This is a genomic window from Minwuia sp. (genome assembly GCF_048007105.1).
Lineage (GTDB): Bacteria > Pseudomonadota > Alphaproteobacteria > Minwuiales > Minwuiaceae > Minwuia.
This window is the reverse complement of the sequence record NZ_CP180352.1, coordinates 1,830,359-1,856,520: the sequence shown is the minus strand read 5'-3', so window position 1 is coordinate 1,856,520 and position 26,162 is coordinate 1,830,359. Positions and strand designations below refer to the sequence as shown.

Below are 26,162 nucleotides of genomic sequence, written 5' to 3'. Positions count from 1 at the left end.
TGCGGAATGGATTCAACAGAACGTCAGCCCGGTCCGTTCATCTGCCGGTGAATGATGGCCTCCGCTTCTCCCGGAAGGCATTCACCGCCTCCTGATGATCGTCGGAGAGATTGGACATCAGCTCGTAGGAAATCGAGGCGTCCATGATGGCGTGAGCGAGCTGTTTCAGGCCGATGTTGACCGACACCTTGGTCCAGCGGATCGCCTTTCCCGCACCGTTGGCGAGCCGCTCGGCGAACTTGCGCGTCTCGGAATCCAGCGCCGCGCCTTCGTAGGCGTGGTTGATCAGTCCCATCGCCACCGCGTCGCGCGCCGTCATCAGCTTGCCGGTCATCAGGTATTCCTTGGCCCGGGCATAGCCGATCAGCTGCGGCCAGATGATGGCGCCGCCGTCGCCTGCGACGAGTCCGACCGACACGTGCGGGTCCCCGATGCGGGCGTCGTCATGGGCGATTATTACATCGCAGAACAGCGCGATGGTCGCCCCGAGGCCGACGGCGTCGCCGTTCATGCGGCAGATGATCGGCTTCTCCAGATCCAGCAGGCCGAAGACGATCTGCTTGGCCTCGGTCGCGGTGCGCTCGAAGCTCGCCGGATCGTCGATCCCCTCCTGCATCCAGTCGATGTCGCCGCCGGCGCAGAAGGCCTTGCCCGCGCCGGTCAGGACGATGACCTCGGCTTCGTCGTCGGCCAGATCGGTGAAGAGACTCGCCAGTTCGGCATGCAGCCGCTTGTTCACCGCGTTCAGGACGTCTGGCCGGTTCAGCGTGACCGTCAGGATTTTACCTGTCCGCTCGAAGGCGATACATTCGTAGAAAACTTCTTTCATGGTCCTCCCCCCGGTTCGTGCGCCAATTATCCGGGGCAGTACAAGAAGCGTCAAACAAGGAGACCCCATGGCTGACAACGTCTGGAATCCGCATCAATACCTCAAGGGCGGCATGGCAGGGCTCCGCACCCGGCCTGCGCTGGACCTCCTGCAACGCATCCCCCTGAACGATCCGAAGCGCGTCGTCGATCTGGGCTGCGGTCCCGGAAACTCGACCGCACCGCTGAAACAGCGGTGGCCCGACGCCGAGATCATCGGGATCGACAACAGCCCGGCGATGCTGCAGCGGGCGCGGGAGACCCACCCCGACATCGCCTTCGTCGAGGGCGACATTGCCGACTGGACGCCGGACGGCCCGGTGGACGTGATCTTCTCGAACGCCGCGATCCACTGGGTTGCGAACCACGGACTGCTGCTGCCACGTCTCTACGCTGCCCTGGCGCCCGGCGGTTGCCTGGCCGTGCAGCAGCCGAACAACTTCGACGCCGACTCCCACGCCCTGATCCGGGAGGTCGCCGGAGAACCGCGCTTCCGAACCGCATTGCAGGGCAAGCTGCTGGGCGAGCACACGATGAACGCCGCCTGGTATCACGATCTGCTGCGGCCGCTCGCGGGCGAACTCGACATCTGGGAAGTCGAATACGCCCAGCCGCTGGAAGGCCCGGATCCGGTGCTGGAATGGGTGCGCGGCACCGCCCTGCTGCCGGTGCGGCAGGCGCTCGGGGACGAGGATTTCCAGGCCTTCGAAGCGATCTACGGACAACGTCTGCTGCAGGCCTATCCGGCCGCGCCCGACGGCGTCACCGTCTTTCCCTTCCGCCGCATGTTCATATTTGCACGCAGGCCGTAATAACACTTTCAAACTGTATAAAATTTGATTTTCCATGACAGGAGAAAAATTCCTGTTGACTTACATGGGGGATTACCGAATTCTCCTCCATGTCAGATGCACGTTCATATGGATCGACGCCCGGCAACGGGACAACGAACCCTCGAACGGTCGCTGACGGGCCTGGTCCGGACCGCCTTCCGAACCCGCGGAATTTGATAGGGCAGCTTGCGCCGCGTCATCAATTGCTAAAGCGCCACGGAGAGATCTCCGTGGGCCCATTGTGTGCCACGGAGGTCGCGCCATGACGGCGATGAATGACATCCAGATTACAGGCAGTGACCCGGCTGAAGCCGCAGAAGTCATTGTTTTTTCGAATGTTTCAGGAAGGAACGCCTGATGCAGTCCTTCCCCGTTTTCCTGAAGCTGGACGGTGCGCCCGTGCTGCTGGCCGGTGGCGGCGACGCCGCAACGGCAAAGCTCCGGCTGCTGCTTGCAGCCAAAGCCAGGGTCACGATCGTCACGCCGGCGCCGGAAGCAGAGCTCGCCGAACTGGCCCGCACGGCCGGTGCGACGCTGATCAGCCGCGAATTCTCCACTCCTGATCTGGAAAATAAAAAGCTGGTCATCGTCGCCACGGAAAACGAGGCCAATGACCGCGGGATCGCCGAAGCGGCCCGTGCGGCCGGCGTGACCGTCAACGTGGTCGACCGTCCGGCCCTGTCGGATTTCACCATGCCGGCCATCGTCGAGCGCGGACCGGTCACCGTCGCCATCTCCACCGGCGGCGCAGCCCCGGTGCTGGCGCGGCAGGTGCGCGGCCTGATCGAGACCGCCCTGCCGAAGAACCTGGGCGATCTTGCCGGCTTCATCGACAGCTTCCGCGGCGCGGTGAAGTCCGTGCTGCCGACCGCGACCCAGCGGCGCAAGTTCTGGGACCGTTTCCTGAGCAGCGCTGCGGCCCGCCAGGTCCTGTCGGGCGACGAAGGCGCGGCGCGCCGGGACATGCTGGCGCTTCTGAACCGCTCGGCAGCGGGCGAGGTGACCGGTCGCGTCGCCATCGTCGGCGCCGGTCCGGGCGATCCGGAACTGCTGACCCGCAAGGCGCATCGCCTGCTGCAGGAAGCCGATGTCATCGTGCACGACCGGCTAGTCTCCGACGACATTCTGGATCTGGCCCGCCGCGACGCGCGCCGGGTCTATGTCGGCAAGGCCCGCTCGGCCCACTTCCGCACTCAGGACCAGATCAACCGGATCCTGACCGAGGAAGCCGGCGCCGGTCATCTGGTCGTCCGCCTGAAGGGCGGCGATCCGTTTGTGTTTGGGCGAGGTGGCGAGGAGGCCGACCATCTGAGGGCGGCGGGGATCGAGGTCGAGATCGTGCCCGGGATCACCGCCGCCACCGGATGCGCCGCGGCCGCAGGCTTTCCGCTCACCCACCGTGATCATGCCAGCGCCGTCACCTTCCTGTCCGGCCAGGGCCGCGAGGGCGGCGAGGCCGATATCGACTGGCGGCTGCTGGCGCAGGCCCGACACACGCTGGCCGTTTACATGGGCATCGACACGGCCCGTCAGGCCCGCACCCGCCTGATCGCGCATGGCCGCAGCCCCGAGACCCCGGTCGCCATTGTCGAGAACGGCACGCTGCCGAACCAACGCGTCATCCGCGGCAGGCTGGCCGACCTGCCCGACCTGCTGGAGCGCGAGGCCGTCGCCTCGCCGGCCCTGATCTTCATCGGTGAAGTGACCGGCGATCCGATCGCCCGCACCGCCGAAACCGCCATCGAACGCCTCGCACTGGCGCTCTGAGACCCTGGGGAGACACGCACCATGTCGCTCTTCGCCATCACCGCAAACCGCCTCAACGACGGCGTGGTCATCTTCCTGACCGCCGACGGATGGTCCGAAAGCCTGACCGATGCCGAGATCGCCGAGGGTAATGACGCCATGGCCGGTCTGCTGGCCCGGGCCGAGGCCGAGCCGCATATCGCCGTCGGCCCCTACGAGATTGCCGTCGAACGGACGGAAACGGGCATCCGCCCGACGAAGTACCGGGAAGTCATCCGGACGACCGGCCCGTCCATCGACTACCTGAAGCCCCAGGCGGCGTGATGACGAACCGGGTTCGACATCACGCCGTCCCGGACCTGATCCGGGACCCATTCCTGAGCGCTTGCGCCACCGCGGCGATTGCCGGAACTGCTCTGGAATGGGCTCCGGGTCGTTGCCCGGAGCACCACAGCGCTATTGGAGCCCATTGAGCATGTACCAGTACGATCACATCGACCGCGACATTGTCTCGACCCGCGTGGCCGAGTTCCGCGATCAGGTCGCCCGCCGCGTTTCCGGTGAGTTGACCGAGGAAGAGTTCCGGCCGCTCCGGCTGATGAACGGCCTTTATCTGCAGCTCCACGCCTACATGCTGCGCGTTGCCGTGCCCTATGGCATGCTGTCGTCGGACCAGATGCGCAAGCTGGCCCGGATCGCCCGCGTCTACGACCGCGGCTACGGCCATTTCACCACCCGCCAGAACATTCAATACAACTGGCCGAAGCTGGAAGAGACGCCGGACATCCTGGCCGAGCTGGCCGAGGTCGAGATGCACGCCATCCAGACCTCGGGTAATTGCATCCGCAACACCACCGCGGACCAGTTCGCCGGCGCAACGGCGGAAGAGATCGACGATCCCCGCGTCTGGTCGGAGATCATCCGCCAGTGGTCGACCTTCCATCCGGAGTTCGCCTTCCTGCCGCGCAAGTTCAAGATCGCGGTGACCGGCGCCGAGAAGGACCGCGCCGCGATCAAGGTGCACGACATCGGCATCGTCATCGTGAAGAACGAGAAGGGCGAGACCGGCTTCCAGATGTGGGCCGGCGGCGGCCAGGGCCGGACGCCGATGATCGCGAAGCTGATCCGCGGCTTCGTCGCCGAGGGCGATCTGCTCAGCTATCTCGAAGCCATGCTGCGGGTCTATAACCGCCACGGCCGCCGGGACAACAAGTACAAGGCGCGGATCAAGATCCTGGTCCACGAGATCGGCGCCGATGAATACGCCCGCCAGGTCGACGAGGAATGGGAGCGTATCCGCGACGGCGTGCTGGAACTGCCGGCCGACGAGGTCCGCCGCATCCGCGCACACTTCGCCGAGCCGCCCTTCGAGAAGCTGGAGGCGCGTTCCGGCAAGCTGGCCGCGAAGCAGTTCGAGGACCGCGCCTTCGCCCGCTGGCTGAAGTCGAACGTGAAGCCGCACAAGAAGCCCGGCTATGCCATCGCCAACATTTCGCTCAAGCCCGTCGGCGGCATTCCCGGCGACGCCACGGCGGAGCAGATGGACGTCGTCGCCGACCTTGCCGACCGTTACTCCTTCGGCGAATTGCGGGTCGCGCACGAGCAGAACCTGGTGCTGGCGCATGTGAAGCAGGATGACCTGTACGATCTCTGGACGGTGTTGGGCGAGCACGATCTCGACACGCCGAACATCGGGCTGCTGGGCGACATCATCGCCTGCCCGGGCCTCGACTACTGCAGCCTCGCCAACGCCCGTTCGATCCCGCTGAGCCAGGCGATCTCCGAGCGCTTCGGCGATCTGGACCGGCTGCACGACATCGGTGAGGCGACACTGAACATCTCGGGCTGCATCAATGCCTGCGGCCACCACCACGTCGCCAATATCGGCATCCTCGGCGTCGACAAGAAGGGGGTGGAGAACTACCAGATCACCCTCGGCGGCCGCGCCGACGAAGACGCTGCGGTCGGCAAGATCGTCGGCCGCGCCTTCGAGGCCGATGAGGCCGTCGACGCCATCGAAACCATCATCGAGACCTATGTCGCCAACCGCCGCGACGGCGAGCGTTTCATCGAGACGTTCGACCGGATCGGCATCAATCCCTTCAAGGAGGCTCTCTATGGCGCTGCTTAAGAACGGCAAGCTTCTCCGCGACCGCTGGCTGGTCGCCGACACGCTGGAAGAGGCGCTGCGTCCCGGCGCCAAGCTGGTCAGCCTGGAACTCTGGCAGGCCGAACGCGAGACCTTGCGCGGACTGGGCGCGGTCGGCGTGATCCTGCCGAACGACGCCGACCCGGAGGTGCTCGCCGGCGATCTGGACCGCATCGCCGCCGTTGTGCTGCAGTTCCCGGCCTTCGCTGACGGCCGCGCCTTCAGCCAGGCCCGCATCCTGCGCGACCGCCACGGCTATACCGGCGAGATCCGGGCAGAGGGTCCGCTGATCGCCGATCAGTACGGCTACCTGCTGCGCTGCGGTTTCGACGTCGTGGCCGTCGCCGACGACGTCAATCTCGACAGCTGGCGGAAGGCGGCATCCCGCTTCGCCAATGTCTACCAGCCGGCCGCCGACGCCCGCATCCCCGCCTACCGCCAGCGTCACACCGCGCCGGTCGCCCTGGCGAGCTGATATCCACCGAACGAGGAACCTGAGCGCATATCATGTCCTTTCACGGCCCCTTCCCATTCGCCGACACCGAACGCCTGATCCGCAGCGCCAACCAGGCGCACGAGATGAACATGGCCTTCGGCCATATGGGCGGGCACGATCTGATCGAGCTGGCCTGTCGCACCTTCGGCGGCAGGCTGACGCTGGTCTCGTCGTTCGGGGCCGAGGCTGCGGTGCTGTTGCATCTGGCCTCCGAAGTGGACCGGGACATCGCCGTGACCTTCGTCGACACGGGCCGGCTGTTCGGTGAGACGCTGCGTTACCGCGACCAGCTGGTCGACCGCCTCGGCCTGACCAGCGTGCAGTCGGTGCGGCCCGATTCGCGCCGGGTGAAGGCGGTCGACGGCGACCTGATGCAGTTCCAGCGCGACAGCGGTCTGTGCTGCTACATCCGCAAGGTCGAACCGCTGCAGCGGGCGCTCCGCCCCTACGACGCCTGGCTGACCGGCCGCAAGCGCTTCCAGGGCGGCGCACGCTCCCACCTGCCCACGATCGAGGCGGCCGATGGCCGCGTGAAGTTCAATCCGCTTGCGGACTGGACCCGCGACGACATAGAAGCCCACTTCGACAAGCATGACCTGCCGCGCCATCCGCTGGAGGCGGACGGTTTCCTGTCCATCGGCTGCATGCCCTGCACCGACCGCGTCGCGCCCGGCGAGGACGCGCGGGCCGGGCGTTGGCGCGGCGAGGACAAGACCGAGTGCGGCATCCATACGATCTGAGGGAGATCAAGGTGTCGGGTGAAGGCTACGCGGGCGACCGCGACCCCTGGAACGTGCATGACGAGCTGTCCCAGGACAGGAACGCCGTGCTGATCGATGTGCGGACGGTGCCGGAATGGCAGTTCGTCGGCATTCCGGATCTGACGGACGCCGGCAAGGACGCGCTGTTCATCGAATGGCAGCGTTATCCGGAGATGAAGATCAACGAGGATTTTGTCGACGAGGTTCGCGCCAAGGGCGTGAAGGAAGACCAGCCGGTCTTCCTGCTGTGCCGCTCCGGCGTCCGCTCCAAGGCGGCGGCGAAGGCGCTGACCGCGGCCGGCTTCCGCTATTGCTACAACATCTCCGAAGGCTTCGAGGGCGACAAGGACGACCGGGGCCGCCGCGGCAATGTCGGCGGCTGGCGCTACCACGATCTGCCCTGGAGGCAGCAGTGAGCACCCGCCTCGACGATCCGGAGACCTGGTCGGAAGCGACCCGGCTGGTCCGCGGCGGCCTGAGCCGCTCCGGCGAGGGCGAGACCTCCGAAGCGCTGTTCCTGAACTCCGGCTTCGTCTACGAGACAGCCGCTGACGCCGAGGCCCGTTTCAAGGGCGAGCAGGACGGATTCGTCTATTCCCGCTACGGCAATCCGACGGTCGCCATGTTCGAGGAGCGCCTGCGGCTGCTGGAAGGCGCCGAAGCCTGCTTCGCAACGGCATCCGGCATGGCCGCGGTCTTCGCCTCGCTGATGGCGCAGCTGAAGGCCGGCGACCGGCTGGTGGCCTCGCGGGCGCTGTTCGGCAGCTGCCATCACATCATCACCCAGATCCTGCCGCGCTTCGGCGTCGAGACGGTTCTGGTTGACGGTGCCGATCTCAACCAGTGGGAAACGGCGCTGAGACCCGGCGCGGCCTGCGTCTTCCTGGAGACGCCGGCGAACCCGACGCTGGAACTGATCGACCTCGAAGCCGTCGCAAAGCTGGCCCACGCCGCCGGCGCGCGCGTCGTTGTCGACAATGTCTTTGCCACGCCGCTGCTGCAGAAGCCGCTGAAGCTGGGCGCCGATGTCGTCGTCTACTCCGCGACCAAGCATATCGACGGTCAGGGCCGCTGCCTCGGCGGCGCCGTGCTGTCGACGAAGCAGTTCGTCGACGACCTGCTGATGCCCTTCATGCGCCACACCGGCCCGTCGCTCAGCCCGTTCAACGCCTGGGTGCTGCTGAAGGGGCTGGAGACCCTGCCGCTGCGCGTCGAGCGGATGTGCCAGAGCGCGGCGGGCGTCGCATCGCATCTGGAAACGCTCGCCGGTGTCGAGCGCGTCATCTATCCGGGTCTGGACAGCTTTCCGCAGCGGGCGCTGGCGAAGAGCCAGATGTCCGGCGGCGGCACGCTGGTCGCCTTCGAACTGATGGGCGGCAAGGAAGCCGCCTTCCGCTGCCTCGACCGGCTGAAGATCGTCGACATCTCCAACAATCTCGGCGACTCCAAGAGCCTGATCACGCATCCCGAGACCACGACCCACCGTGCCATCTCCGACGCCGAATGCGCGGCCATCGGCGTGACCCCGGGACTCGTCCGGCTGTCGGTGGGCCTGGAGGGCCTGGAAGACCTGAAGGCCGACTTCACCCAGGCGCTGACGAACTGCGGTTGATTGGACCCTGTATCCCTCGGGCTTGACCCGAGGGTCTCAGCTCTCCACCTCCGGGGCGTTGGCAACATGAGGTCCCCGGGTCAAGCCCGTGGACAGCAACAAAACAGCGACCTGACTGCAAAGTGACGGCACATCTCGTGTTTCGACTTTGTCCTGCCCCCCTGATATGGTGCCGCCATCCACCAATCGGCCTGATTCGATGAACGACATGAGCGACCTTTTCGCCGGCGCGTCCAAGGGCGGCGACGACAGTTATTCCGCCAAGGATATCGACGTCCTGGAGGGCCTGGAGCCCGTCCGGCAGCGTCCCGGCATGTATATCGGCGGCACCGACGAGCGTGCACTGCACCATCTGTTCGCCGAGGTGCTGGACAATTCCATGGACGAGGCGGTCCACGGCCATGCCAGCCGCATCGAGGTCACGATGGAGGCGGACGGGTCCTGCACCGTCGACGACAATGGCCGCGGCATCCCGGTCGATCCGCATCCCAAGTTCCGCGACAAGTCGGCGCTGGAAGTCATCATGACCACGCTGCATTCGGGCGGAAAGTTCAAGGAAGGCGCCTATTCGACCTCCGGCGGCCTGCATGGCGTCGGCATTTCGGTGGTCAACGCGCTGACCGACGAGATGGTGGTCGAGGTGGCCCGCGAACGCCGCCTCTGGCAGCAGACCTTCAGGCGCGGCCTCCCGCAGGGCAAGCTGGCCGATCTCGGGCCTGTCCAGAACCGCCGCGGTACGCGCGTCCGCTTCCATCCCGACCCGCAGATCTTCGGCGAGAAGGCGCATCTGAAGCCGGCCCGCATCTACAAGATGGCGCGGTCGAAGGCCTATCTGCATCCGGGTGTCGAGATCCGCTGGAAGGCCGATCCGTCGCTGATCACCGACGACACGCCCGCCGAAGCCGTGCTGCATTTTCCAGGCGGTCTGGCGGACTACCTGTCCGACAGCCTTGGCGCGCAGGCGACGGTCTCGCCCGATCCCTTCGCCGGCCGCGTCGAACTGGCCGACGGCAAGGGCCGCGCCGAATGGGCCATGCAGTGGCTGGAATGGGGCGACGGCTGGGCCTCGAGCTACTGCAACACCATTCCCACGCCTCTCGGCGGGACCCACGAGAACGGCTTCCGCTCGGCCATCTCGCGCGGGCTGAAGGCCTATGGCGAACTGACGAACAACAGGAAGGCGGCGCAGATCACCGCCGAGGACGCGCTGGGCGGCGCGGCGGGCCTGCTCTCCATCTTCATCAAGGACCCGCAGTTCCAGGGCCAGACCAAGGAAAAGCTGACCACGCCAGAGGCGACGCGGCTGGTCGAGAACGTGGTCAAGGATCACTTCGACCACTGGCTCTCTGGCAACCCGAAGGTCGCCGAGCGGCTGCTGGAAAAGGCCATCGAGCGCGCCGAGGAACGGCAGCGCCGGCGCAAGGAAAAGGAAGTCAGCCGCAAGACCGCAACGCGGAAGCTGCGCCTGCCCGGCAAGCTGGCCGACTGCACCGCCAGCCAGCGCGAGACGACGGAGCTCTTCATTGTCGAGGGTGACTCGGCCGGCGGCTCGGCCAAATCGGCCAGGATGCGCGAGACCCAGGCGATCCTGCCGCTCAGAGGCAAGATCCTGAACGTGATGAGCGCCGGCGCCGAGAAGCTGGCGCAGAACCAGGAGCTCTCCGACCTCGCCCTCGCGCTCGGCTGCGGCATGGGCAAGAGCTTCAATCTGGAGGATCTGCGCTACGGCAAGGTCATCATCATGACCGACGCCGATGTCGACGGCGCGCATATCGCGGCGTTGCTGATGACCTTCTTCTTCCGCGAGATGCCGGGGCTAGTCGATGACGGCCGGCTCTACCTCGCCTGCCCGCCGCTCTACCGTCTGACCCAGGGCGGCAAGACGCTCTACGCCATCGACGACGCCCACCGCGAGGAACTGCTGCAGACCGAGTTCAAGGGCAAGGGGAAGGTCGAGGTCAGCCGCTTCAAGGGTCTGGGCGAGATGCCGCCCGGCCAGCTGAAGGAAACCACGATGGACCCGAAGCGCCGCCGGCTGCTGCTGGTCGACGTACCGGCCGAGGAACGCCCGGAGGCCGCCGGACTCATCGAGCGCCTGATGGGCCGGAAGCCGGAGAAGCGGCTCGAATTCATCCAGGAACGCGCCCGCTTCGTCGAGGACGTGGACATCTGAGACCCTTCCGCCTTCGGGCTCGTTCCGGAGGCTTGGTGCGAACGGCAAGACAAGGTCCTCGGGTCAAGCCCGAGGACGGCAAAGAGCTTCAATGAAGCAGGCGACCATACCGCCCGCAGCGGGACTTGATCCCGCTGCCCAGAGCGGCCTTGGAGGTCCGCTGGGTACTGGGATCGAGTCCCGGGACGGGTGGAGGTTACCGCCGCTTGTCCTTGTCCCGCAGGCCCCGCCCCTCGCCGATGGCTTCCTTGCCGAATTTGGCGCGGATCTGGTCCAGCGTCGCCTCGATCTTGCGGCGCTGCTGGCGGCCCTGGTTGAGCAGGTCCGGCGGATCGGCGTCGGTATCGTCGTCCAGTGACGACACGCCCACGCCGATCAGGCGGAAGCGGGTCTTGCCATCGGCTTCCTTGCGCAGCATCGGTTCCGCCGCACCGAAGATGACACCGGCGAGCTGCGTCAGGTCCTCCAGCGTCACCGAGCGGGTGCGGATGCGGAAGTCGGCGGTGCGCAGTTTCAGCGTCACCGTCCGCCCGGCGATCTTCTTTTCCTTCAGCGTTGCCGAAACATCCTCGGACAGCCGCCAGAGGATGCGGTTCAGGTCCTCGAACCGCTCCAGATCCTCGTTGAAGGTCGTTTCGGTCGAGACCGACTTGCGGTCGCCGTCGGGGTTCACCGCCCGCGTGTCGCGCCCGTCGGCGAAGTTGCGCAGCCGCTTGGCGATGACGCCGTAGCGCTTCATCAGGGCCGCCTCGTCGTGGCGGCGCATGTCGGCGAAGGTGCGGATGCCGTCCGCGGTCAGCTTCGCCTGGAACGCCTTGCCGACGCCGTAGATGTCGGAGACCGGCCGTTCGCTGAGGAAGTCGACGGCCTCGGCGCGGCCGACGACCGCGAAGCCCCGCGGCTTGTCGAGGTCCGACGACAGCTTGGCCAGAAACTTGTTGTAGGAGAGGCCAATCGAGATGGTGACGCCGATCTCGGTCTCCACCCGTTTGGCGAGCCGCGCGAGGCTGACCGCCGGGCTGGCGCGGTGGACCTTCTCGGTGCCGCCGAGATCGAGGAAGGCCTCGTCGATGGAGAGCGGTTCGACCATCGGCGTCAGGTCCGCCATCAGCGCCCTGATCTCCTTGCTGACGGCCACGTATTTCGACATCTGCGGCTTCAGCACGACGGCGTCGGGGCAGGCTTTCAGGGCCTTGAACATGGGCATGGCCGACCGGACGCCGTTCATCCGAGCGATGTAGCAGCAGGTGGAGACCACACCGCGACGCCCGCCGCCGATGATCAGCGGCTTGTCGGCCAGGCTGGGATCGTCGCGCTTCTCGACCGACGCGTAGAAGGCGTCGCAGTCGATATGCGCCAGCCCGAGCTGATGCAGTTCCGGGTGGCGCACGGTTCGGGGCGACCTGCATTCGGGGCAGAGCCGGCTTTCGAACCCCGTGGCGAAACAGTCGCGGCAGAGGCTCCCGGTCATGGCACGGGCCAGAGCCAGGCGGCGCCGCGGACGCCGCTGCTGTCGCCGTGGGCGGGCGGACGGATCGCCGTGGCGACGCGGTCCGAGAAGACATAGCGCGGCAGCAGCGCCTCGACCGGCGCATAGAGCCGGTCCTGTTTCGACAACCCGCCGCCGAGGACGATCACATGCGGGTCGAGCAGGTTGATGACCTGCGCCAGCGCGCGGGCGAGCCGGTCCTGATAGACCGCCCAGACAGCTTCGTTCGAGATGTCAGCCGCAGCGGTTGGCTGTCCGGTCCTTTCGGCGTGGAACCGCTCCAGCCCGGGTCCTGACAGGAAGGTCTCGATGCAGCCGCTCTTGCCGCAGTAGCAGGCCGGGCCGGGCCGCTCGTCATCCGCCGGCCAGGGCAGCGGATTGTGGCCCCACTCGCCGGCGATGGCGTTGGGACCGCTGAGCAGGCGGCCGGCATGGACGATACCGCCGCCGACGCCGGTACCGAGGATCACGCCGAAGACGGTCTCCGCCCCTAGGGCTGCGCCGTCAGTCGCCTCGGACAGTGCAAAGCAGTCGGCGTCGTTGGCCAACCGGACCGGCCGTCCCAATGCGGCCTCGAGATCGCGGTCCAGCGGCTGTCCGATCAGGCAGGTCGAGTTGGCGTTCTTGATCAGTCCGGTCGCGGGCGAGATCGCACCCGGCGTACCGACGCCAACAGTTCCGCTCTCTCCGGTCTCGGCCTCCAGCGCCGCCACAAGATCGCGGACCGCAGCCACGGTCGCCGGGTAGTCGCCCTGCGGGGTCGGCACGCGGCGGCACGCCAGCTCCCGGCCGTCCGGCCCGAGCGCAAGCCCCTCGATTTTCGTACCGCCCAGATCGATGCCGATCCGCATCGCGGAACTATCCTCCGAACAGGTGCCGCTCGATGATCGGGCGGGCCTCGAGCCAGGTGTCGGCGCGGGCGTGGCAGTGCTCGGCCTGCGGGATGAGCCGCGCCAGCCGCGTGTCGGCGACGAAATGCAGCCGGTGCACATCCTCTGCGTGGTCGCGGACCGAGGCATGATTGTGCGGAATGTCGTCGATGAAGACGGCCGGGGCTGCGGCGCGATCATGCAGCAGCCGGACCGCCGGCCCCTTCGCGCCCTCGTTGGCAATCAGTGGATAGTCCATGCCGTGCCGCGCCAGGGCCCGGGCCCGCGCCCCGCGCTGCGCCAGCGGGATATTGGAGAGCACGATGATCTGCGCTTCCTTCGAAAGTTCTGCGAGGGTCTCGGCGGCGTGCTCGACCGGATCCAGCGCCTCGGTGTGCCGCTCGAAGAAGACGCCCAGATGGCTGCGCACCGCTTCACGGTCCAGGGCCATCCCGTCGGCGTCCTTCACATTGCCGGTGATGGCGAAGGAGGAGAAATCGAAGCTCAGCCCCTCCCCCTGCAGATAGCTTTCGAGCCCCGCCATGAAGGCGAACAGCACCTCGTCGGCATCCGAGATCAGCAGCGGGCGGCCCCGCTCGATACCGATGGCGTCGATCTGTTCGCGGATCTCGTCGGCAATCATGCGGCGCCGGCTCCCAAATGGTCGTAGACGGTCTTCTCGAAATCTAGATAGAGCGGCAACGCCTTCTCGTCGCAAAAGGGAAACAGTTGCGTGGTCCAGACACCGCCGATCCCGTTCTTGCGGTCGATCCAGTAGTAGCTGTTGGCGAGACCGGCCCAGGCCAGGCTGCCGGCAGGCCGGCCGGTCGGTGCATCGGCCTCGTTGATCATGAAGGTCAGGCCCCAGGTCTTCTCCAGGCCGGGGAAGAACTCGGCGTCGAGCGTGACCGCCGTGTCGGTCGTCCGCAGCAGCTTCACCCGGTGATCGCCCATCTGGTTCCGCGCCATCATGTCGACGGTTTCCGGCTTCAGTACCGGCCCGCCATCGGGGCCGCGGCCGTCATTCAGGAACAGCCGGACGAAGCAGGCATAGTCCTCCATCGTCGAGAAAAGCCCGCCGCCGCCCATCTCGATCTCGGGTTCGACGCCGGACGGCGCAGCGGGCGCGGCCTGCGCGAGGCCGCTGCCGGTGCGGTTGTGCATGGCCGCCTGCCGTTCCTTCATGGCCGGCGTGGCGTCGAAGGCGGTGCTGTCCATGCCGAGCGGCTCGAACAGGTTCTGTCTGGCGAACGCGCCGAGCGTCATGCCGCTGACCGCCTCGACCAGTTGTCCGGCCCATTCGATGTTGATGCCGTACATCCAGTCCGTGCCGGGATCGAACAGCAGCGGCTGCTGCAGGGACGCCACGGTACGGGTACGGATGGACGGCTGGCCCGTCGCGGCGTTGCAGCGCTTGAGGTCCGCGCTCCAGAAATCGTAGCCGAAGCCCGCCGTGTGGGTGAGCAGATGGCGCAGCGTCATCACCGTCCGCGCCTTGCGGAGCCGGGGCTGTCCGTCAGCGCCGAATCCATCCAGCACCGGCGCTTCGCCCAGCCAAGGGATCAGATCGCCCGCCGGCGCATCCAGATCGAGCCGGCCGGATTCGACCAGCTTCATCGCGCACGCCCCGGTGACCGCCTTGGTCAGCGATGCGATCCAGACCACCGTATCCGTGGTCATCGCCGCGCCGGAGTCGAGCGAGCGGACGCCGAATGCACCGCTGTAGAACGCGCCGTCCGCGCCGGTGGCGATCGCCACCACACCCGGTATGTCGCCGCGTCCGGCCGCCTGCCCCAGCAGCGCGTCCGCGGCTTCCTTCAATCCGCCCATATCTCCCCTGGCCTCCCCGGCGCCTAGTAGTATTCGGTTCCAGCCCCCGGCAACGCCCGCCGCACCGCCTTCAGGCTTTCGGGCGGATGACCGAAGGCGGCACAGAAATCCAGCGCCAGCTGTTCGTCGCCCATGATGAAGTCCATGACCCCGGCCTGGAACTCCGGTTCCATGATCCGGTCGCGCACTTCCGCGGGCGTCACCCCGGCCTGCTGGACGAAGGCCGACAGCAGATGCTCGTCAGCAGCGATGTGCTGGACGGCGTTCAACGCCATGATTGTGGGCCGCTCGTCGCGCATGTCCCTCTTAACCAATGATTTACAGCCTCGGGCGCACTATCGTTGCACCGCAGCAGTCGGATCGACGGTCCGAAAGCTAACCCTGCCGCGGCAGTTTCCAAACCCCCGCGACGCGGGTAGTCTAGGCAGGATAGTGGCAGAAGGCCGCCAGAGGTAGTAATGACCAAGACCGTTCTCATCGTCGAAGACAATGACCTGAACATGAAGCTCTTCCATGACCTTCTGGATGCGCATGGCTACGCCACCGTGCAGACCAAGGACGGGATGGAGGCGCTGAAGCTGGCCCGGGACCACCGTCCCGACCTGATCCTGATGGACATCCAGCTGCCGGAGGTTTCCGGGCTGGAAGTGACCAAATGGATCAAGGAAGACGACGACCTTCAGTCGATTCCCGTCATCGCCGTGACCGCTTTCGCCATGAAGGGCGACGAAGAGAAGATCCGGGAGGGCGGCTGCGAGGCCTACATCTCGAAGCCGATTTCTGTCGGCACCTTCATCGATACGGTCCGACAATTCCTCGACTGAACACGAGAGAGGCCTAGATGTCCGCCCGCGTCCTGGTCGTCGACGACGTCGCGCCGAACATCCGGATTCTGGAAGCCAAGCTCTCCACGGAGTACTTCTACGTCCTGACCGCGACGAACGGGCCGGAGGCGCTCGAATCCGCGGCCCGCGACAATCCCGACATCATCCTGCTGGACGTGATGATGCCGGACATGGACGGCTTCGAGGTCTGCCGCCGCCTGAAGGCGGACCCGGCGGTCTCCCACATTCCCGTCGTCATGGTGACCGCCCTGTCGGACATGGCAGACCGGATCCAGGGGCTGGAGGCGGGCGCCGACGATTTCCTGACCAAGCCGGTGAACGACCTGGCGCTGTTCTCGCGCGTGCGCTCGCTGGTGCGGCTGAAGATGACGATGGACGAGCTGAAGCTGCGCCGCCAGACCGGTCAGCATTTCGGTCAGAACCATTCCGAATCGGAGATGCAGGTCGATGGCGCCAGCGTGCTGGTGATCGACGACAACCGCTCCGACGCCAAGCACATGGAACGCCACATGGGCGAGCGGTTCCGGATGACCTTCGAGGCCGATGCCGAGAAGGCGCTGGCGCTGGCGGGCACGCATCCCTACGACCTGATCATCGTCTCGCTGGACCACCGCGGTGCCGATCCGCTGCGGCTCACCTCCAGCATCCGCAACATCCCCATATCGCGCCAGACGCCGATCCTGCTGGTCGGCGAGGAGAGCGACGCCGAACGCGTCGCCAAGGCGCTGGAAATGGGCGTCAACGACTACATCCTGCGCCCGATCGAGGCCAGCGAACTGATGGCGCGCGCGAAGACGCAGATCCGCCGCAAACGCTATCAGGACATGCTGCGCCAGGACGTCGAGCATTCGATTGCCATGGCAGTCACCGACCCGCTGACCGGGCTGCACAACCGCGGCTATTTCGACCAGCATCTGGAGACGGCGCTGCAGCGGCTGAAGACCTCCGGCAAGGGCTTCTCGCTGATCATGCTCGACATCGACCACTTCAAGGCCGTGAACGACACCCATGGCCATCCCGCCGGCGACCGGATCCTGAAGGAGTTCGCCGCCCGGCTGACATCGGGCACGCGCGGCTTCGACCTGACCGCCCGCTATGGCGGCGAGGAGTTCGTCATCGTGCTGCCCGACGCCGACCTCCGGCTGGCGGAATGCGTCGCCGAGCGGCTTCGCGGCATGGTCGAGGACCAGCCCTTCGACACCGGCGAGGAAGCCGGCATGATCAGCGTCACCTGCTCGCTGGGCGTCGCCGAGGCCTGTGCCGATGACGACCGCGCCTCGGTTCTGAAGAAGGCCGACCAGTGTCTCTACAAGGCCAAGCAGGCCGGCCGCAATCAGGTGGTCGTCGCCGCCTAGCGGGCCGAATCCGATTCGAATGACGGTCTGTTGGACGGCGCCGGCGTCGGATCAGGGATATCGCGCCGCCCGCCGGAGCCGCCCGATCCGTCACCGTCCAGAAAGCGCTTGATGCGGTCGAACAGGCCGCCGATACCGCCGCTGTCGTCACCCTGGTTACGGCTGATCCGCGGACCGTCGTCCGTGCCCTCCGGCAGCGGGCGGGGCGGCAGGCCGCGATGGGCCGCCATCATCGCCTCCCCCCAGATCTGCGCCGGCAGGCCGCTGCCGGTGACGCCCTTCATCGGCGAGTTGTCATCTCGTCCGACCCAGACAACGGCCGTATAGTCGGCCGTGACACCGGCAAACCAGGCGTCGCGGTTGTCCTGGGTGGTGCCTGTCTTGCCGCCGGCCTGGCGGTCGAGACGGGCCGCCTGTCCGCTGCCGGTCTCGATCACGGCCCGCAGCATCTGCGACATGTCCCCGGCGTCGTCCTTGCCGATGACGCGGCCCAGCCCGTCGCCGCGGCGTTCGTATTCGGTGCGTCCGCGCTCATCCTCGATCCTGAGAATCATGTGCGCCGTGACGCCCAGGCCGCCATTGCCGAAGGGCGCGTAGGCGGTCGCCAGTTCCAGCACGTTCACCTCGGCGGTGCCGAGGACCACAGACGGATGATCCGGCAGATCGCTGTCGACGCCCAGCCGCCGGGCGGCCTCCACGCCATGGGTCCGCCCGACGCTTTCCGACAGGCGCACCGCCGCGGCATTGGCCGAACGCGCAAGCGCTTCGGTCAGGGTGACCGTGCCGAGATACTTGTCGCGGTAGTTGCGCGGTTCCCAGTCGCCGACCTTCACCGGCCGGTCCTCGATCCGGTCGCGCGGTGTCCAGCCGGCTTCCAGAGCGGCCAGATAGAAGAAGGGCTTGAACGCCGACCCCGGCTGGCGCTTCGAGCGGACCGCCCGGTTGTACTGGCTGCGGCCGTAGTCGTCGCCGCCCACCATGGCGCGAACCGCACCGTCCGGCGCCACGATCACCATTGCTCCCTGTTCCGCCCGGTTGCCCAGCTTCCGGCCGAGCACGCCGGCGGCAATGTTCTGCAGCCGCGCGTCGATGGTCGTGTAGACCTTCAGATCGCCATCGGGGTTGCCGATCAGGGCGGCCACCTCGTCGCGGGCGAAGTCGGTCGCGTAGCGGATGCCCTCGTCGCGCGGCCGCCCGACCGGCAGCGCGGGCGCCGCCAGCGCACGGTCGGCCTCGCCCCGCTCCAGTTTGCCGGCATCGACCATCGCATCGACGACCAGCCGCATCCGTTGTTCGGCCCCGGCCGGATTGCGCGTCGGGTCGTAGCGGCTGGGCGCCTTGAGCAACCCGGCGATCAGCGCGGACTCCCTCAGGCCCAGCTGCGCCGCCGGCTTGGCGAAATAGCGCTGCGCCGCGGCCTCGACGCCATAGGTGCCGGCGCCCAGATAGACCCGGTTCAGGTAGAGCTCCAGGATCTCGTCCTTGGAGAAGCGCAGTTCCAGGATCAGCGCCAGCACTGCCTCCTGGGCCTTGCGCTTCATGGTCCGCTCGGGGCCGAGATAGAGGTTCTTGGCCAGCTGCTGGGTCAGCGTGCTGCCGCCCTGCACCACGCGGCCGGAGGTCAGGTTGGTGAAGATGGCGCGTAGAATGCCGATCGGATCGACGCCGACATGGTAGAAGAAGCGCCGGTCCTCGATGGCGATGACCGCGTCGATCAGATGGTCGGGCAACCGCTCAAGGGGCACCGCGCGCGAACCGGCCGCCCCGTAGACGGCCAGTTCCTCTCCGTTGACGTCCAGTATGGCGATGGTGCCGCCGTTCACCGGCGTCCGCGGTTCGGGTATGTCGTGCAGCAGCACCGCGCCCGCAACAACGGTCGCGGCGACCACGACCAGCAGGCCCCACTTCAGGAATCGCTTCAGCATCGCCTGCTCATCTCACATCCGCCGTGACGGTGCGGTGACAAGTTGAACCCGGCCTGAACCGGGAGCTCATATTGACGGCGAACATGGTGGCGGCCGGATGTGAACCAATCCGAATCATCGGATGTGAGCATACATGCTTGACCGCTACTGTCCGATCACGTGGTACCGATCCGCTTCCGCCTGCAGGCGCTTCTGGCGCAGTTCCATCAGCTTCGGGAGCCGGCGTTTTCGCTCGTTCTCGATATCCCGCGCAATGGCTTTCAGCTTCCGGGGTCCATCGCGCAGTTCGTCGACTATCGCCTGCTTGCGAGCCTGCACTTCCTGCTCGACACGCTGGATCCGCTCCTTCTCGACCGGTATCCACGGATCGAAACGGAAGTCCTCCTCCTGCGCCAGCCGCCATTCAAGTGCGTCTTTCGCCAGACTTTCGCCGATACCCGGGATCTCGACGAGCCTGTCGTAATGGAGGTCGGCCACCGACTCGATGCCATAACTCTGAAGCATCGCCATTCTCGTCTCCCCGAAATTGGGGATATTCGCATTGGCCAGAGTAAAGCCATCGCTGTAGGCATCGCGCTGGACCAGTTCGCGATTGTCTTCCAATTCCTTGAGGCGATCGCGAAGTGTGCGGTCCATGCCTGCCAGTTCATCCCTTAGCCGTCGCAGATGGTAGTAATGCGACGAAAAGTTTCCCTGCTTCATCATCTTTCCGGAACTGCCCAGATACCGACGCTCCCGGTCTTTCGCCTTGATCGCCTCCCGTTCGAAATGTCGAGCGATGTCGCTCGGCGGGAATTTGTTCCTCAGATACACGATCGCGAACAACACGACAGGAATGACAGCCCACCAGAGAAAGGCCACCACCTGAAGGACGGCAACGCCGGCCAGCGTCGCCAGCAATGGAAGACCGAAATAGCGGAAAAGGAACTTGCGCTGTCCCGCGCGCGCCAGCTGCGACGGCGGTGGGACCAGAAGTTGATCGAGCAGCCTCTCCTCGTCCTCCGGCTCGGGGATGGACTCGATCTCTGCCCACAAGGCGGTGATGTTGACCGGACCACTGCCGGGGCCGGCCTTCGTGGAGAAATGGAACAGCACGGTCCCGACCGTGTTTTCGATTCTGCACCACGGGCATTGATCGAGATCGGCAAGGTGCTTGTGCGAGACGTTCCGTTCGCAGGCCGCAAGACGTGATTCCAGTGCCGTCAGGGCTTCGATCCAATCGGAAGGAGCCGGTCTTCCGGCCGACACCGAAGCCTGTTCGCCAAACGCACGTTCGAACAACGCCGCGACTTCGTCGGAAGCCGTGGCGAGATCTGGCGTCCCGGGCGGTTGCTCCATCTTTCGTGACCGGCTGCCGGGACCGTAGGCGAACCGGAATTCCTGGATGGCCTCTTCGATGGACTTGTCCCCACGACCGAGGAACCGGCCTGCAAACGGATGCCGGCCAAGGAACAGGATCTGGAAGACAAGCACCGCGAGACCGAAACTGTCGTGTTCGACCGTCCGCTTCACCCGCCTCAGCGACTTGCCCTGCAGTTCGGGTGGCGTGAATGTCGGAACGCCCATGCCGCAAAGATGTGTCTTTCCTTCCAGGTCGAACTGGAAGGAGTCGCAATCGATGAGAGTAACTGTGGCGTCCTGGGCGACCATAACGCCGCCATGGTTCACATCCCCGATGACGCAACCCGATGCGTGGACCGCCCCAAACGCGCGGGCGATGTTTGCTGCAACACGCACCAGAAAGGCCCAATCCGCATTCGGAAAGAAGCGCTTCCGGCTCCGCGGTCCGTACAATGCATGGATATCCTGCCGGCCATCCACAAGCGGCATGACAAGCCCGACCACCTTTTCATGCTGCCGGATCAGGCCGGTCGGCCAGGCGGCATAGACCTTCATGTCCGAAGACGATGGCAACCGGATCAGGGCCTCCAGCTTTGCCAGCCGCCCGCCCCTGGGTGGGTCGTGAAACAGCTTCGCGACAACGCGTTCCCGGTTCCTGATCGCATGAACCGCACCTTCGCCGCCCGAGCCGAGCCTTTCACCCAGTTCTATCGGGCCAAGATCATCAGCGAAGCCGCTCATCCATCGGCACCGGCGAATTCGCGCGAAGCCAGAACGAGCGTCGCGTCGTCATCGGTCCGTGACGTGATCGTCGGGGAGCGAAGGTATTGCCCCAGTTGTTCCGAGAGCCGCCCGGCCGCTTCCGGCGTCACCGCCCTGCGGAGCGGTTCGAATATCCTGTCGAAGAACGGGCCGTGGACGCTTCGGCTCTGGTAGTGAAGCACCAGCCGCTCAATCCCGTCTGTAAACAGAGCCACTTCGTCCGTTCGCTCCGGCCGGTCCGAGATGTCGAGGCAATCGCAGGCGTTTCGGGAAGTGACGAAATTTGTCGTGTTCGCGAACTCGCCATGCTGCGGCCAGTGCAGGCAATGCCACTCACCGCCTGTACGCGCCACAATGGATCCATCGCCGATTTGAGCGGCAATCGTGCGCTCGTCCAGCAAGATCGCTATCAGCAACGTGCATGCGAGTTCGCCGGGCCGAACGTCCAGTTCAATGGCCTTGGCGGAAATGCTGTCCCTGACCCCGTCGACCCACGAAGCCACGGTATCTGCCAGGCGGCCGGGCACCGGAATACCTTGCTTCAAAGATCCCGATATTTCCTCTATGGACCGCCGACAGGCAATCGAGGCGCCAATCTCCGAGAACGACGCGCTGCCCGCTCCATCAGAAGCCACGAACACCGCAGCCGAGCCCTCGTCGAGATCCAGGATGTCGAAAGCATGCGCATCCTGGCATGGCGTCCCCGACCTTTCATGCGATGTCCCTGCAACCGAGGCGGCGGCAATCCGCCAGCCGGATACGTTCATTCGAGAAGCGCCCAGCCCTTTGGCCCGGTGGGCGGCGGCAACATGATCGGCTCACCGGGGCTTGAGCGCGACACTGAACTCAGGGAGTTCGACAGCCATGTGAACAGTTCCCGGAACTGAAGCCCCTTCAGCTTCAGCGGATCGCGCGCGGAAATTCGTTTGAGAACATCGAATCTTGCGCCTTCGACACCGACCGCGAAGAACTGGAAGGCCTTGCTGTTCTCTCCCTCCCGGACGAGCGCAGCAGCGGGCTCCCATTCATCCGTCGGGCCGCCATCCGTGATCAGGAATATCCAGGGCCGGTAGTAGGCGATGCCGTTCTGCCGATACGCCTGCTTTCGGCGTTCGACGAGATCGATACCGGCCACAATCGCTTCGCCCATAGGCGTTGCACCCCGAACCCGCAGGGGCGGCGGCAGAAAGTAGTCTGCCGTCTCGAAGTCAGATACCAGATCTACCGGCCCGAATGTCATGATCGCAACTTCGACGCGTTTAGCAGCGAGATTGTCTTCGTTCAGTTCCCGTCGAAAGGTGTCGATGCCTGCATTCAGTTCGGCGATCGGACGGCCCCGCATCGACATGGAGTTGTCCAACAGAAGCAGGCAAGGACATCTTGGCTCAGGGTTCTCGGCAAACTCCGCTGCGTCAAAAGGGACCTGTTCGAAATCATCCATTGCCCGATCCTGTTTTGTTCCAGGCTCGGGAGCGTACAGGCCAGGTAGTTCTGCGGCAAGAGCTACACGTCCAGATTGACGACCGCGAGGGCGTTTTCGCGGATGAAGTCGCGGCGGGGTTCGACGACGTCGCCCATCAGGGTGGAGAAGACCTGGTCGGCTTCCTCCAGATGATCGACCTTCACCTGCAGCAGCGTCCGCGCATTCGGGTCCAGCGTCGTCTCCCAGAGCTGGTCGGGGTTCATCTCGCCCAGCCCCTTGTAGCGCTGCACCGACAGGCCCCGCTGACCGGATTCTAGAACCGCCTTCAACAGGCTGGCGGGTCCGTAGACCTCGGTTTCCTTCTCCTTGATCAGCAGCCGGCCGGGCTTCGCGTAGAGCGCCTGCAGGTCGGCCGCCATCTCGTCGAGACGCCGCGCCTCACCGGTCGAGATCAGCCGGCTGTCCATGACATAGGCTTCCTTCACGCCACGCAGTTCGCGTTCGAAGACCAGGCTGCCGTCATCGGCGTGCGATGCCGACCAGCCCCGTTCGAAATCGGGGAACAGGGCATCGAGGCGGCGGGCGACATACGCGCCGGTCTGCACGGCAAGATCGTCGCTTCCGAAGACTTCCGGCGACAGACCGCCGGCAATCGCCAGCTGCTCGACGATCCAGTCGGGATACTTCTGGCCGATCGAGTCCAGCAGCCGCCGGACGCGCCGCGCCCGGTTCACAAGATCGGCCAGATCCGCACCGCCATACTGGACGCCCTCGTGATCGATGAAGGTGGCGTCGGTCAGGCCGTTCTCGACCAGGTAGTCCTCATACTGGCGATGGTCCTTGCGGTAGACCGCCGAGCGGCCCTTGGTGATCTTGAAGAGCGGCGGCTGGGCGATATAGAGGTGCCCGTGCTCCAGCAGTTCCGGCATCTGACGGTAGAAGAAGGTCAGCAGCAGGGTGCGGATATGGGCGCCGTCCACGTCGGCGTCCGTCATGATGATGATCTTGTGGTAGCGCAGCTTGGAGAGGTCGAAATCCTCCCGGCCGATGCCGGTGCCCAGCGCGGTGATCAGCGCCGTGATCTCGGTCGACGACAACATCTTGTCGAAGCGCGCGCGCTCGACGTTCAGGATCTTGCCACGGAGCGGCAGCACGGCCTGGGTCTTGCGGTCGCGGGCCTGCTTGGCCGAGCCGCCGGCGGAGTCGCCCTCGACCAGATAGAGTTCGCTCTCGGCCGGGTCGCGGGACTGGCAGTCGGCCAGCTTGCCCGGCAGGCCGCCCAGATCCAGCGTCGACTTGCGCCGGGTCAGATCGCGGGCCTTGCGCGCGGCCTCGCGGGCGGCGGCAGCCTCGACGATCTTCTGCACCACCATGCGGGCCTCGGACGGGTTCTCCTCGAACCACTGGCTCAACCCGTCGCCGACCACGCCCTCGACCGCGGGCCGGACTTCCGACGAGACCAGCTTCTCCTTGGTCTGGCTGGAGAATTTCGGATCCGGCACCTTCACCGACAACACGCAGGTCAAGCCTTCGCGGGCGTCGTCGCCGGTGATGGCGACCTTCTCCTTCTTCGCCATGCCGCTGGAGGCGGCATAGGTGTTGATGCAGCGGGTCAGCGCCGCGCGGAAGCCGGCCATGTGGGTGCCGCCATCCTTCTGCGGGATGTTGTTGGTGAAGCAGAGCACGTTCTCGTGGAAACCGTCGTTCCACTGCAGCGCCGCCTCGACCGTGATGCCCTCGCGCTCGCCCTGCATCATGATGGACTGCTTGATGACGGCGCTGCGGTTGCGGTCGAGATACTTCACGAAGGCCTCGGTGCCGCCCTCGTAGAACAGCTCCACCCGCTTCACGTCGACGTGGCGGCGGTCCTCCAGCACGATGCGGACGCCGGAATTCAGGAAGGCCAGCTCGCGCAGCCGGTGCTCCAGCACGCCGAAATCGAAATCGATGTTCCCGAACGTGTTCTCGCTCGGCAGGAAGCGGACCGCCGTGCCCGAGCGCCCCTCGTAATCGCCGACGATCTTCAGGTCCTCGACCGGCTCGCCGAGCTCGAAGCGCATGTTGTGGACCTTGCCGTTGCGGCGGATGGTCAGCTCCAGCCACTTCGACAGCGCGTTCACCACCGAGACGCCGACGCCGTGCAGGCCGCCCGAGACCTTGTAGGAGTTCTGGTCGAACTTACCGCCCGCATGCAGCTGGGTCATGATGACCTGTGCAGCGGACACGCCCTCTTCCTCATGGATGTCGACGGGAATGCCGCGGCCGTTGTCCGAGACGTAGCAGGAGCCGTCGCCTTCCAGGAACACCTCGACGGTGTCGGCATGTCCAGCCAGCGCCTCGTCGATCGCGTTGTCGACGACCTCGAAGACCATGTGGTGCAGGCCGGACCCGTCCTCGGTGTCGCCGATATACATGCCGGGGCGCTTGCGGACCGCGTCCAGCCCCTTCAGCACCTTGATCGAATCCGCGCCGTACTCGTTGCCGCCGCTACCGTTCTGCTGCTCGTCGCTCATGCTCGTCCTCTGGTCTTCAATTTCCGGCGGCCGCCAGTTCGGACTCCCGAACCTCGAACCGCTGCGCCCGCCCGCCCAGGGCCTCGAACAGATGGGGCTCCGTCCCCGTCAGCCAGGCCTGGGCGCCCAGGCCGCAAATCTCGTCATACAGCGCCGCCCGCCGGTCGGCGTCCAGATGGGCCGCCACCTCGTCCAGCAGCAGCACCGGCGTCTGTCCCCGCTCCCGCGCCTGCATCCGGGCGTCGGCCAGGATCAGCGCGATCAGCAGCGCCTTCTGTTCGCCGGTCGAGCACTGCTCGGCCGGCGCGTCCTTCGCCCTATGCCGCACCAGCAGGTCGCTGCGATGGGGTCCGGCCAGCGTCCGCCCCGCCTGCGCGTCCAGCTCCCGGCCCGCGGCCAGCGCCTCGGCGAAACCGTCCTCGACCTCCACCGCGGAACCGCGGTCCAGCCCTTCCTCCAGCGTTCCTTCCAGCGCCAGATCGGCCGCCGGAAAGGGTCCGGTACCTGCCTCCAGGGCGCGGGCGGTGCGGATCTTCCAGGCCCGCCTTGCCGCCGCGATGGCGATGCCGTTCTCGACCATCTGCGCTTCCAGCGCATTCAGCCATTCCGGGTCCCGCCGCCCGTCCTTCAGCAGTTTCAGCCGCTCGCGCATGGCCCGCTCGTATCGGTTGGCGCGGGGGCCGTGTTCAGGGTCGAACCCCAGGATCAGCCGGTCCATGAACCGCCGCCGCACCGAGGCGCCGTCCAGAAACAGCCGGTCCATCTGCGGCGTCAGCCAGCTGACCGACATCACGTCGCCCAGCCGCATCGGCCCGACGGTTTCCCCGTCGATGCGCGCGGTGCGCTTCTCCGATCCCGGCTCGCCGGCGAGGCCGGTCCCGATCGCGGTCAGGCCGCCGGCGTGTTCGACCCGGGCGGCCACCGCCCAGCGAATCGCGCCGCGCCGCGTCAGTTCGTCCATGCGCGCCCGCCGCAGACCGGATCCCGGCGTCAGCATCGAGACCGCCTCCAGCAGGTTCGTCTTGCCCGCGCCATTGGGACCCGTGAGCACCACGGGCCGCGGATCGACGTCCACCGCGGCCGCCGCGTAGGAACGAAAGTCGCTGACCGTCAGCCGCCGCACCGCGATCGGCTCGGCCGTCGGTCGCACCGCCATGGCAGACGCTGTCACAG

Annotated in this window: 23 protein-coding genes; 11 read left to right on the top strand and 12 right to left on the bottom strand. The window is 66.1% G+C overall.

What is annotated here, in order from left to right:
- Window positions 1-37 precede the first annotated feature (37 nt).
- On the bottom strand, window positions 38-829 hold the full coding sequence (locus ACMVY4_RS08980) for an enoyl-CoA hydratase/isomerase family protein (RefSeq protein ID WP_416899821.1): 792 nt from the start codon (window positions 827-829) through the stop codon (window positions 38-40).
- Window positions 830-896: 67 nt separating this feature from the next.
- Between ACMVY4_RS08980 and ACMVY4_RS08975 the strand changes: the two genes are divergently transcribed.
- The 9 genes from ACMVY4_RS08975 (at window position 897) to parE (ending at window position 10,637) form a co-directional block, all read left to right on the top strand.
- Entirely contained in the window at window positions 897-1,679 is a 783-nt protein-coding gene (locus ACMVY4_RS08975) for a methyltransferase domain-containing protein (protein WP_416899820.1), read from the top strand.
- A gap of 378 nt (window positions 1,680-2,057) precedes the next feature.
- Window positions 2,058-3,467 (top strand): siroheme synthase CysG, encoded by a 1,410-nt coding sequence (cysG, locus tag ACMVY4_RS08970; protein WP_416899819.1) that lies wholly within the window; start codon window positions 2,058-2,060, stop codon window positions 3,465-3,467.
- A 21-nt stretch (window positions 3,468-3,488) separates the two neighbouring features.
- A complete protein-coding gene (locus tag ACMVY4_RS08965) occupies window positions 3,489-3,770 on the top strand; it encodes a DUF2849 domain-containing protein (RefSeq protein ID WP_416899818.1) in 282 nt (93 codons plus the stop codon).
- Between the two features lie 151 nt (window positions 3,771-3,921).
- Complete coding sequence (locus tag ACMVY4_RS08960; RefSeq protein ID WP_416899817.1) at window positions 3,922-5,577, top strand: nitrite/sulfite reductase; 1,656 nt, start codon at window positions 3,922-3,924, stop codon at window positions 5,575-5,577.
- Window positions 5,564-6,070 (top strand): DUF934 domain-containing protein, encoded by a 507-nt coding sequence (locus ACMVY4_RS08955; RefSeq protein WP_416899816.1) that lies wholly within the window; start codon window positions 5,564-5,566, stop codon window positions 6,068-6,070. The genes ACMVY4_RS08960 and ACMVY4_RS08955 overlap by 14 nt, the downstream gene beginning before the upstream one ends.
- A 32-nt stretch (window positions 6,071-6,102) precedes the next feature.
- On the top strand, window positions 6,103-6,831 hold the full coding sequence (locus ACMVY4_RS08950; protein WP_416899815.1) for a phosphoadenylyl-sulfate reductase: 729 nt from the start codon (window positions 6,103-6,105) through the stop codon (window positions 6,829-6,831).
- Window positions 6,810-7,268, top strand: a complete 459-nt coding sequence (locus ACMVY4_RS08945) for a rhodanese-like domain-containing protein (protein WP_416899814.1) — start codon at window positions 6,810-6,812, stop codon at window positions 7,266-7,268. The genes ACMVY4_RS08950 and ACMVY4_RS08945 overlap by 22 nt, the downstream gene beginning before the upstream one ends.
- Window positions 7,265-8,464 carry an O-succinylhomoserine sulfhydrylase gene (metZ, locus tag ACMVY4_RS08940; protein ID WP_416899813.1) on the top strand — a complete coding sequence of 400 codons (1,200 nt, stop codon included), beginning with the start codon at window positions 7,265-7,267 and terminating at the stop codon, window positions 8,462-8,464. Before ACMVY4_RS08945 ends, metZ begins: the two co-directional genes overlap by 4 nt.
- Window positions 8,465-8,672: 208 nt before the next feature.
- A complete protein-coding gene (gene parE / locus ACMVY4_RS08935) occupies window positions 8,673-10,637 on the top strand; it encodes a DNA topoisomerase IV subunit B (protein WP_416899812.1) in 1,965 nt (654 codons plus the stop codon).
- Between the two features lie 196 nt (window positions 10,638-10,833).
- Here parE and ACMVY4_RS08930 read toward each other — a convergent pair whose 3' ends face one another.
- Genes ACMVY4_RS08930 through ACMVY4_RS08910 form a run of 5 tightly spaced genes read right to left on the bottom strand, consistent with a single transcriptional unit; the run spans window position 10,834 to window position 15,124 of the window.
- Window positions 10,834-12,108, bottom strand: a complete 1,275-nt coding sequence (locus ACMVY4_RS08930; RefSeq protein ID WP_416899811.1) for a DNA polymerase IV — start codon at window positions 12,106-12,108, stop codon at window positions 10,834-10,836.
- Entirely contained in the window at window positions 12,105-12,977 is an 873-nt protein-coding gene (locus ACMVY4_RS08925) for an ROK family protein (protein ID WP_416899810.1), read from the bottom strand. The genes ACMVY4_RS08930 and ACMVY4_RS08925 overlap by 4 nt, the downstream gene beginning before the upstream one ends.
- A gap of 7 nt (window positions 12,978-12,984) precedes the next feature.
- Window positions 12,985-13,638 carry a hypothetical protein gene (locus tag ACMVY4_RS08920; protein WP_416899809.1) on the bottom strand — a complete coding sequence of 218 codons (654 nt, stop codon included), beginning with the start codon at window positions 13,636-13,638 and terminating at the stop codon, window positions 12,985-12,987.
- Window positions 13,635-14,825 carry a serine hydrolase domain-containing protein gene (locus ACMVY4_RS08915; protein WP_416899808.1) on the bottom strand — a complete coding sequence of 397 codons (1,191 nt, stop codon included), beginning with the start codon at window positions 14,823-14,825 and terminating at the stop codon, window positions 13,635-13,637. The genes ACMVY4_RS08920 and ACMVY4_RS08915 overlap by 4 nt, the downstream gene beginning before the upstream one ends.
- A 23-nt stretch (window positions 14,826-14,848) precedes the next feature.
- On the bottom strand, window positions 14,849-15,124 hold the full coding sequence (locus ACMVY4_RS08910; RefSeq protein WP_416899807.1) for a DUF3572 domain-containing protein: 276 nt from the start codon (window positions 15,122-15,124) through the stop codon (window positions 14,849-14,851).
- Window positions 15,125-15,283: 159 nt separating this feature from the next.
- Between ACMVY4_RS08910 and ACMVY4_RS08905 the strand changes: the two genes are divergently transcribed.
- Both ACMVY4_RS08905 and ACMVY4_RS08900 read left to right on the top strand, forming a co-directional pair.
- Window positions 15,284-15,649 carry a response regulator gene (locus ACMVY4_RS08905; RefSeq protein ID WP_416899806.1) on the top strand — a complete coding sequence of 122 codons (366 nt, stop codon included), beginning with the start codon at window positions 15,284-15,286 and terminating at the stop codon, window positions 15,647-15,649.
- A gap of 17 nt (window positions 15,650-15,666) precedes the next feature.
- Window positions 15,667-17,025 carry a PleD family two-component system response regulator gene (locus tag ACMVY4_RS08900; protein ID WP_416899805.1) on the top strand — a complete coding sequence of 453 codons (1,359 nt, stop codon included), beginning with the start codon at window positions 15,667-15,669 and terminating at the stop codon, window positions 17,023-17,025.
- Here the strand turns inward: ACMVY4_RS08900 and ACMVY4_RS08895 are convergent.
- The 6 genes from ACMVY4_RS08895 to recF all read right to left on the bottom strand — a co-directional run bounded on the left by ACMVY4_RS08895 (window position 17,022) and on the right by recF (window position 26,145).
- Complete coding sequence (locus ACMVY4_RS08895) at window positions 17,022-18,950, bottom strand: transglycosylase domain-containing protein (RefSeq protein WP_416899804.1); 1,929 nt, start codon at window positions 18,948-18,950, stop codon at window positions 17,022-17,024. The genes ACMVY4_RS08900 and ACMVY4_RS08895 overlap by 4 nt on opposite strands.
- 144 nt (window positions 18,951-19,094) lie before the next feature.
- A complete protein-coding gene (locus tag ACMVY4_RS08890; protein WP_416899803.1) occupies window positions 19,095-21,032 on the bottom strand; it encodes a hypothetical protein in 1,938 nt (645 codons plus the stop codon).
- Window positions 21,029-21,820 carry a PP2C family serine/threonine-protein phosphatase gene (locus tag ACMVY4_RS08885; protein ID WP_416899802.1) on the bottom strand — a complete coding sequence of 264 codons (792 nt, stop codon included), beginning with the start codon at window positions 21,818-21,820 and terminating at the stop codon, window positions 21,029-21,031. The genes ACMVY4_RS08890 and ACMVY4_RS08885 overlap by 4 nt, the downstream gene beginning before the upstream one ends.
- Complete coding sequence (locus ACMVY4_RS08880; RefSeq protein ID WP_416899801.1) at window positions 21,817-22,494, bottom strand: vWA domain-containing protein; 678 nt, start codon at window positions 22,492-22,494, stop codon at window positions 21,817-21,819. Before ACMVY4_RS08880 ends, ACMVY4_RS08885 begins: the two co-directional genes overlap by 4 nt.
- A gap of 62 nt (window positions 22,495-22,556) precedes the next feature.
- Window positions 22,557-24,989, bottom strand: coding sequence for a DNA topoisomerase (ATP-hydrolyzing) subunit B (gene gyrB / locus ACMVY4_RS08875; RefSeq protein ID WP_416899800.1), 2,433 nt, complete (start codon window positions 24,987-24,989; stop codon window positions 22,557-22,559).
- A gap of 16 nt (window positions 24,990-25,005) precedes the next feature.
- The gene (gene recF / locus ACMVY4_RS08870; RefSeq protein WP_416899799.1) at window positions 25,006-26,145 is read right to left on the bottom strand and encodes a DNA replication/repair protein RecF; all 1,140 of its coding nucleotides are present in this window, start codon (window positions 26,143-26,145) and stop codon (window positions 25,006-25,008) included.
- Window positions 26,146-26,162: the final 17 nt, after the last annotated feature.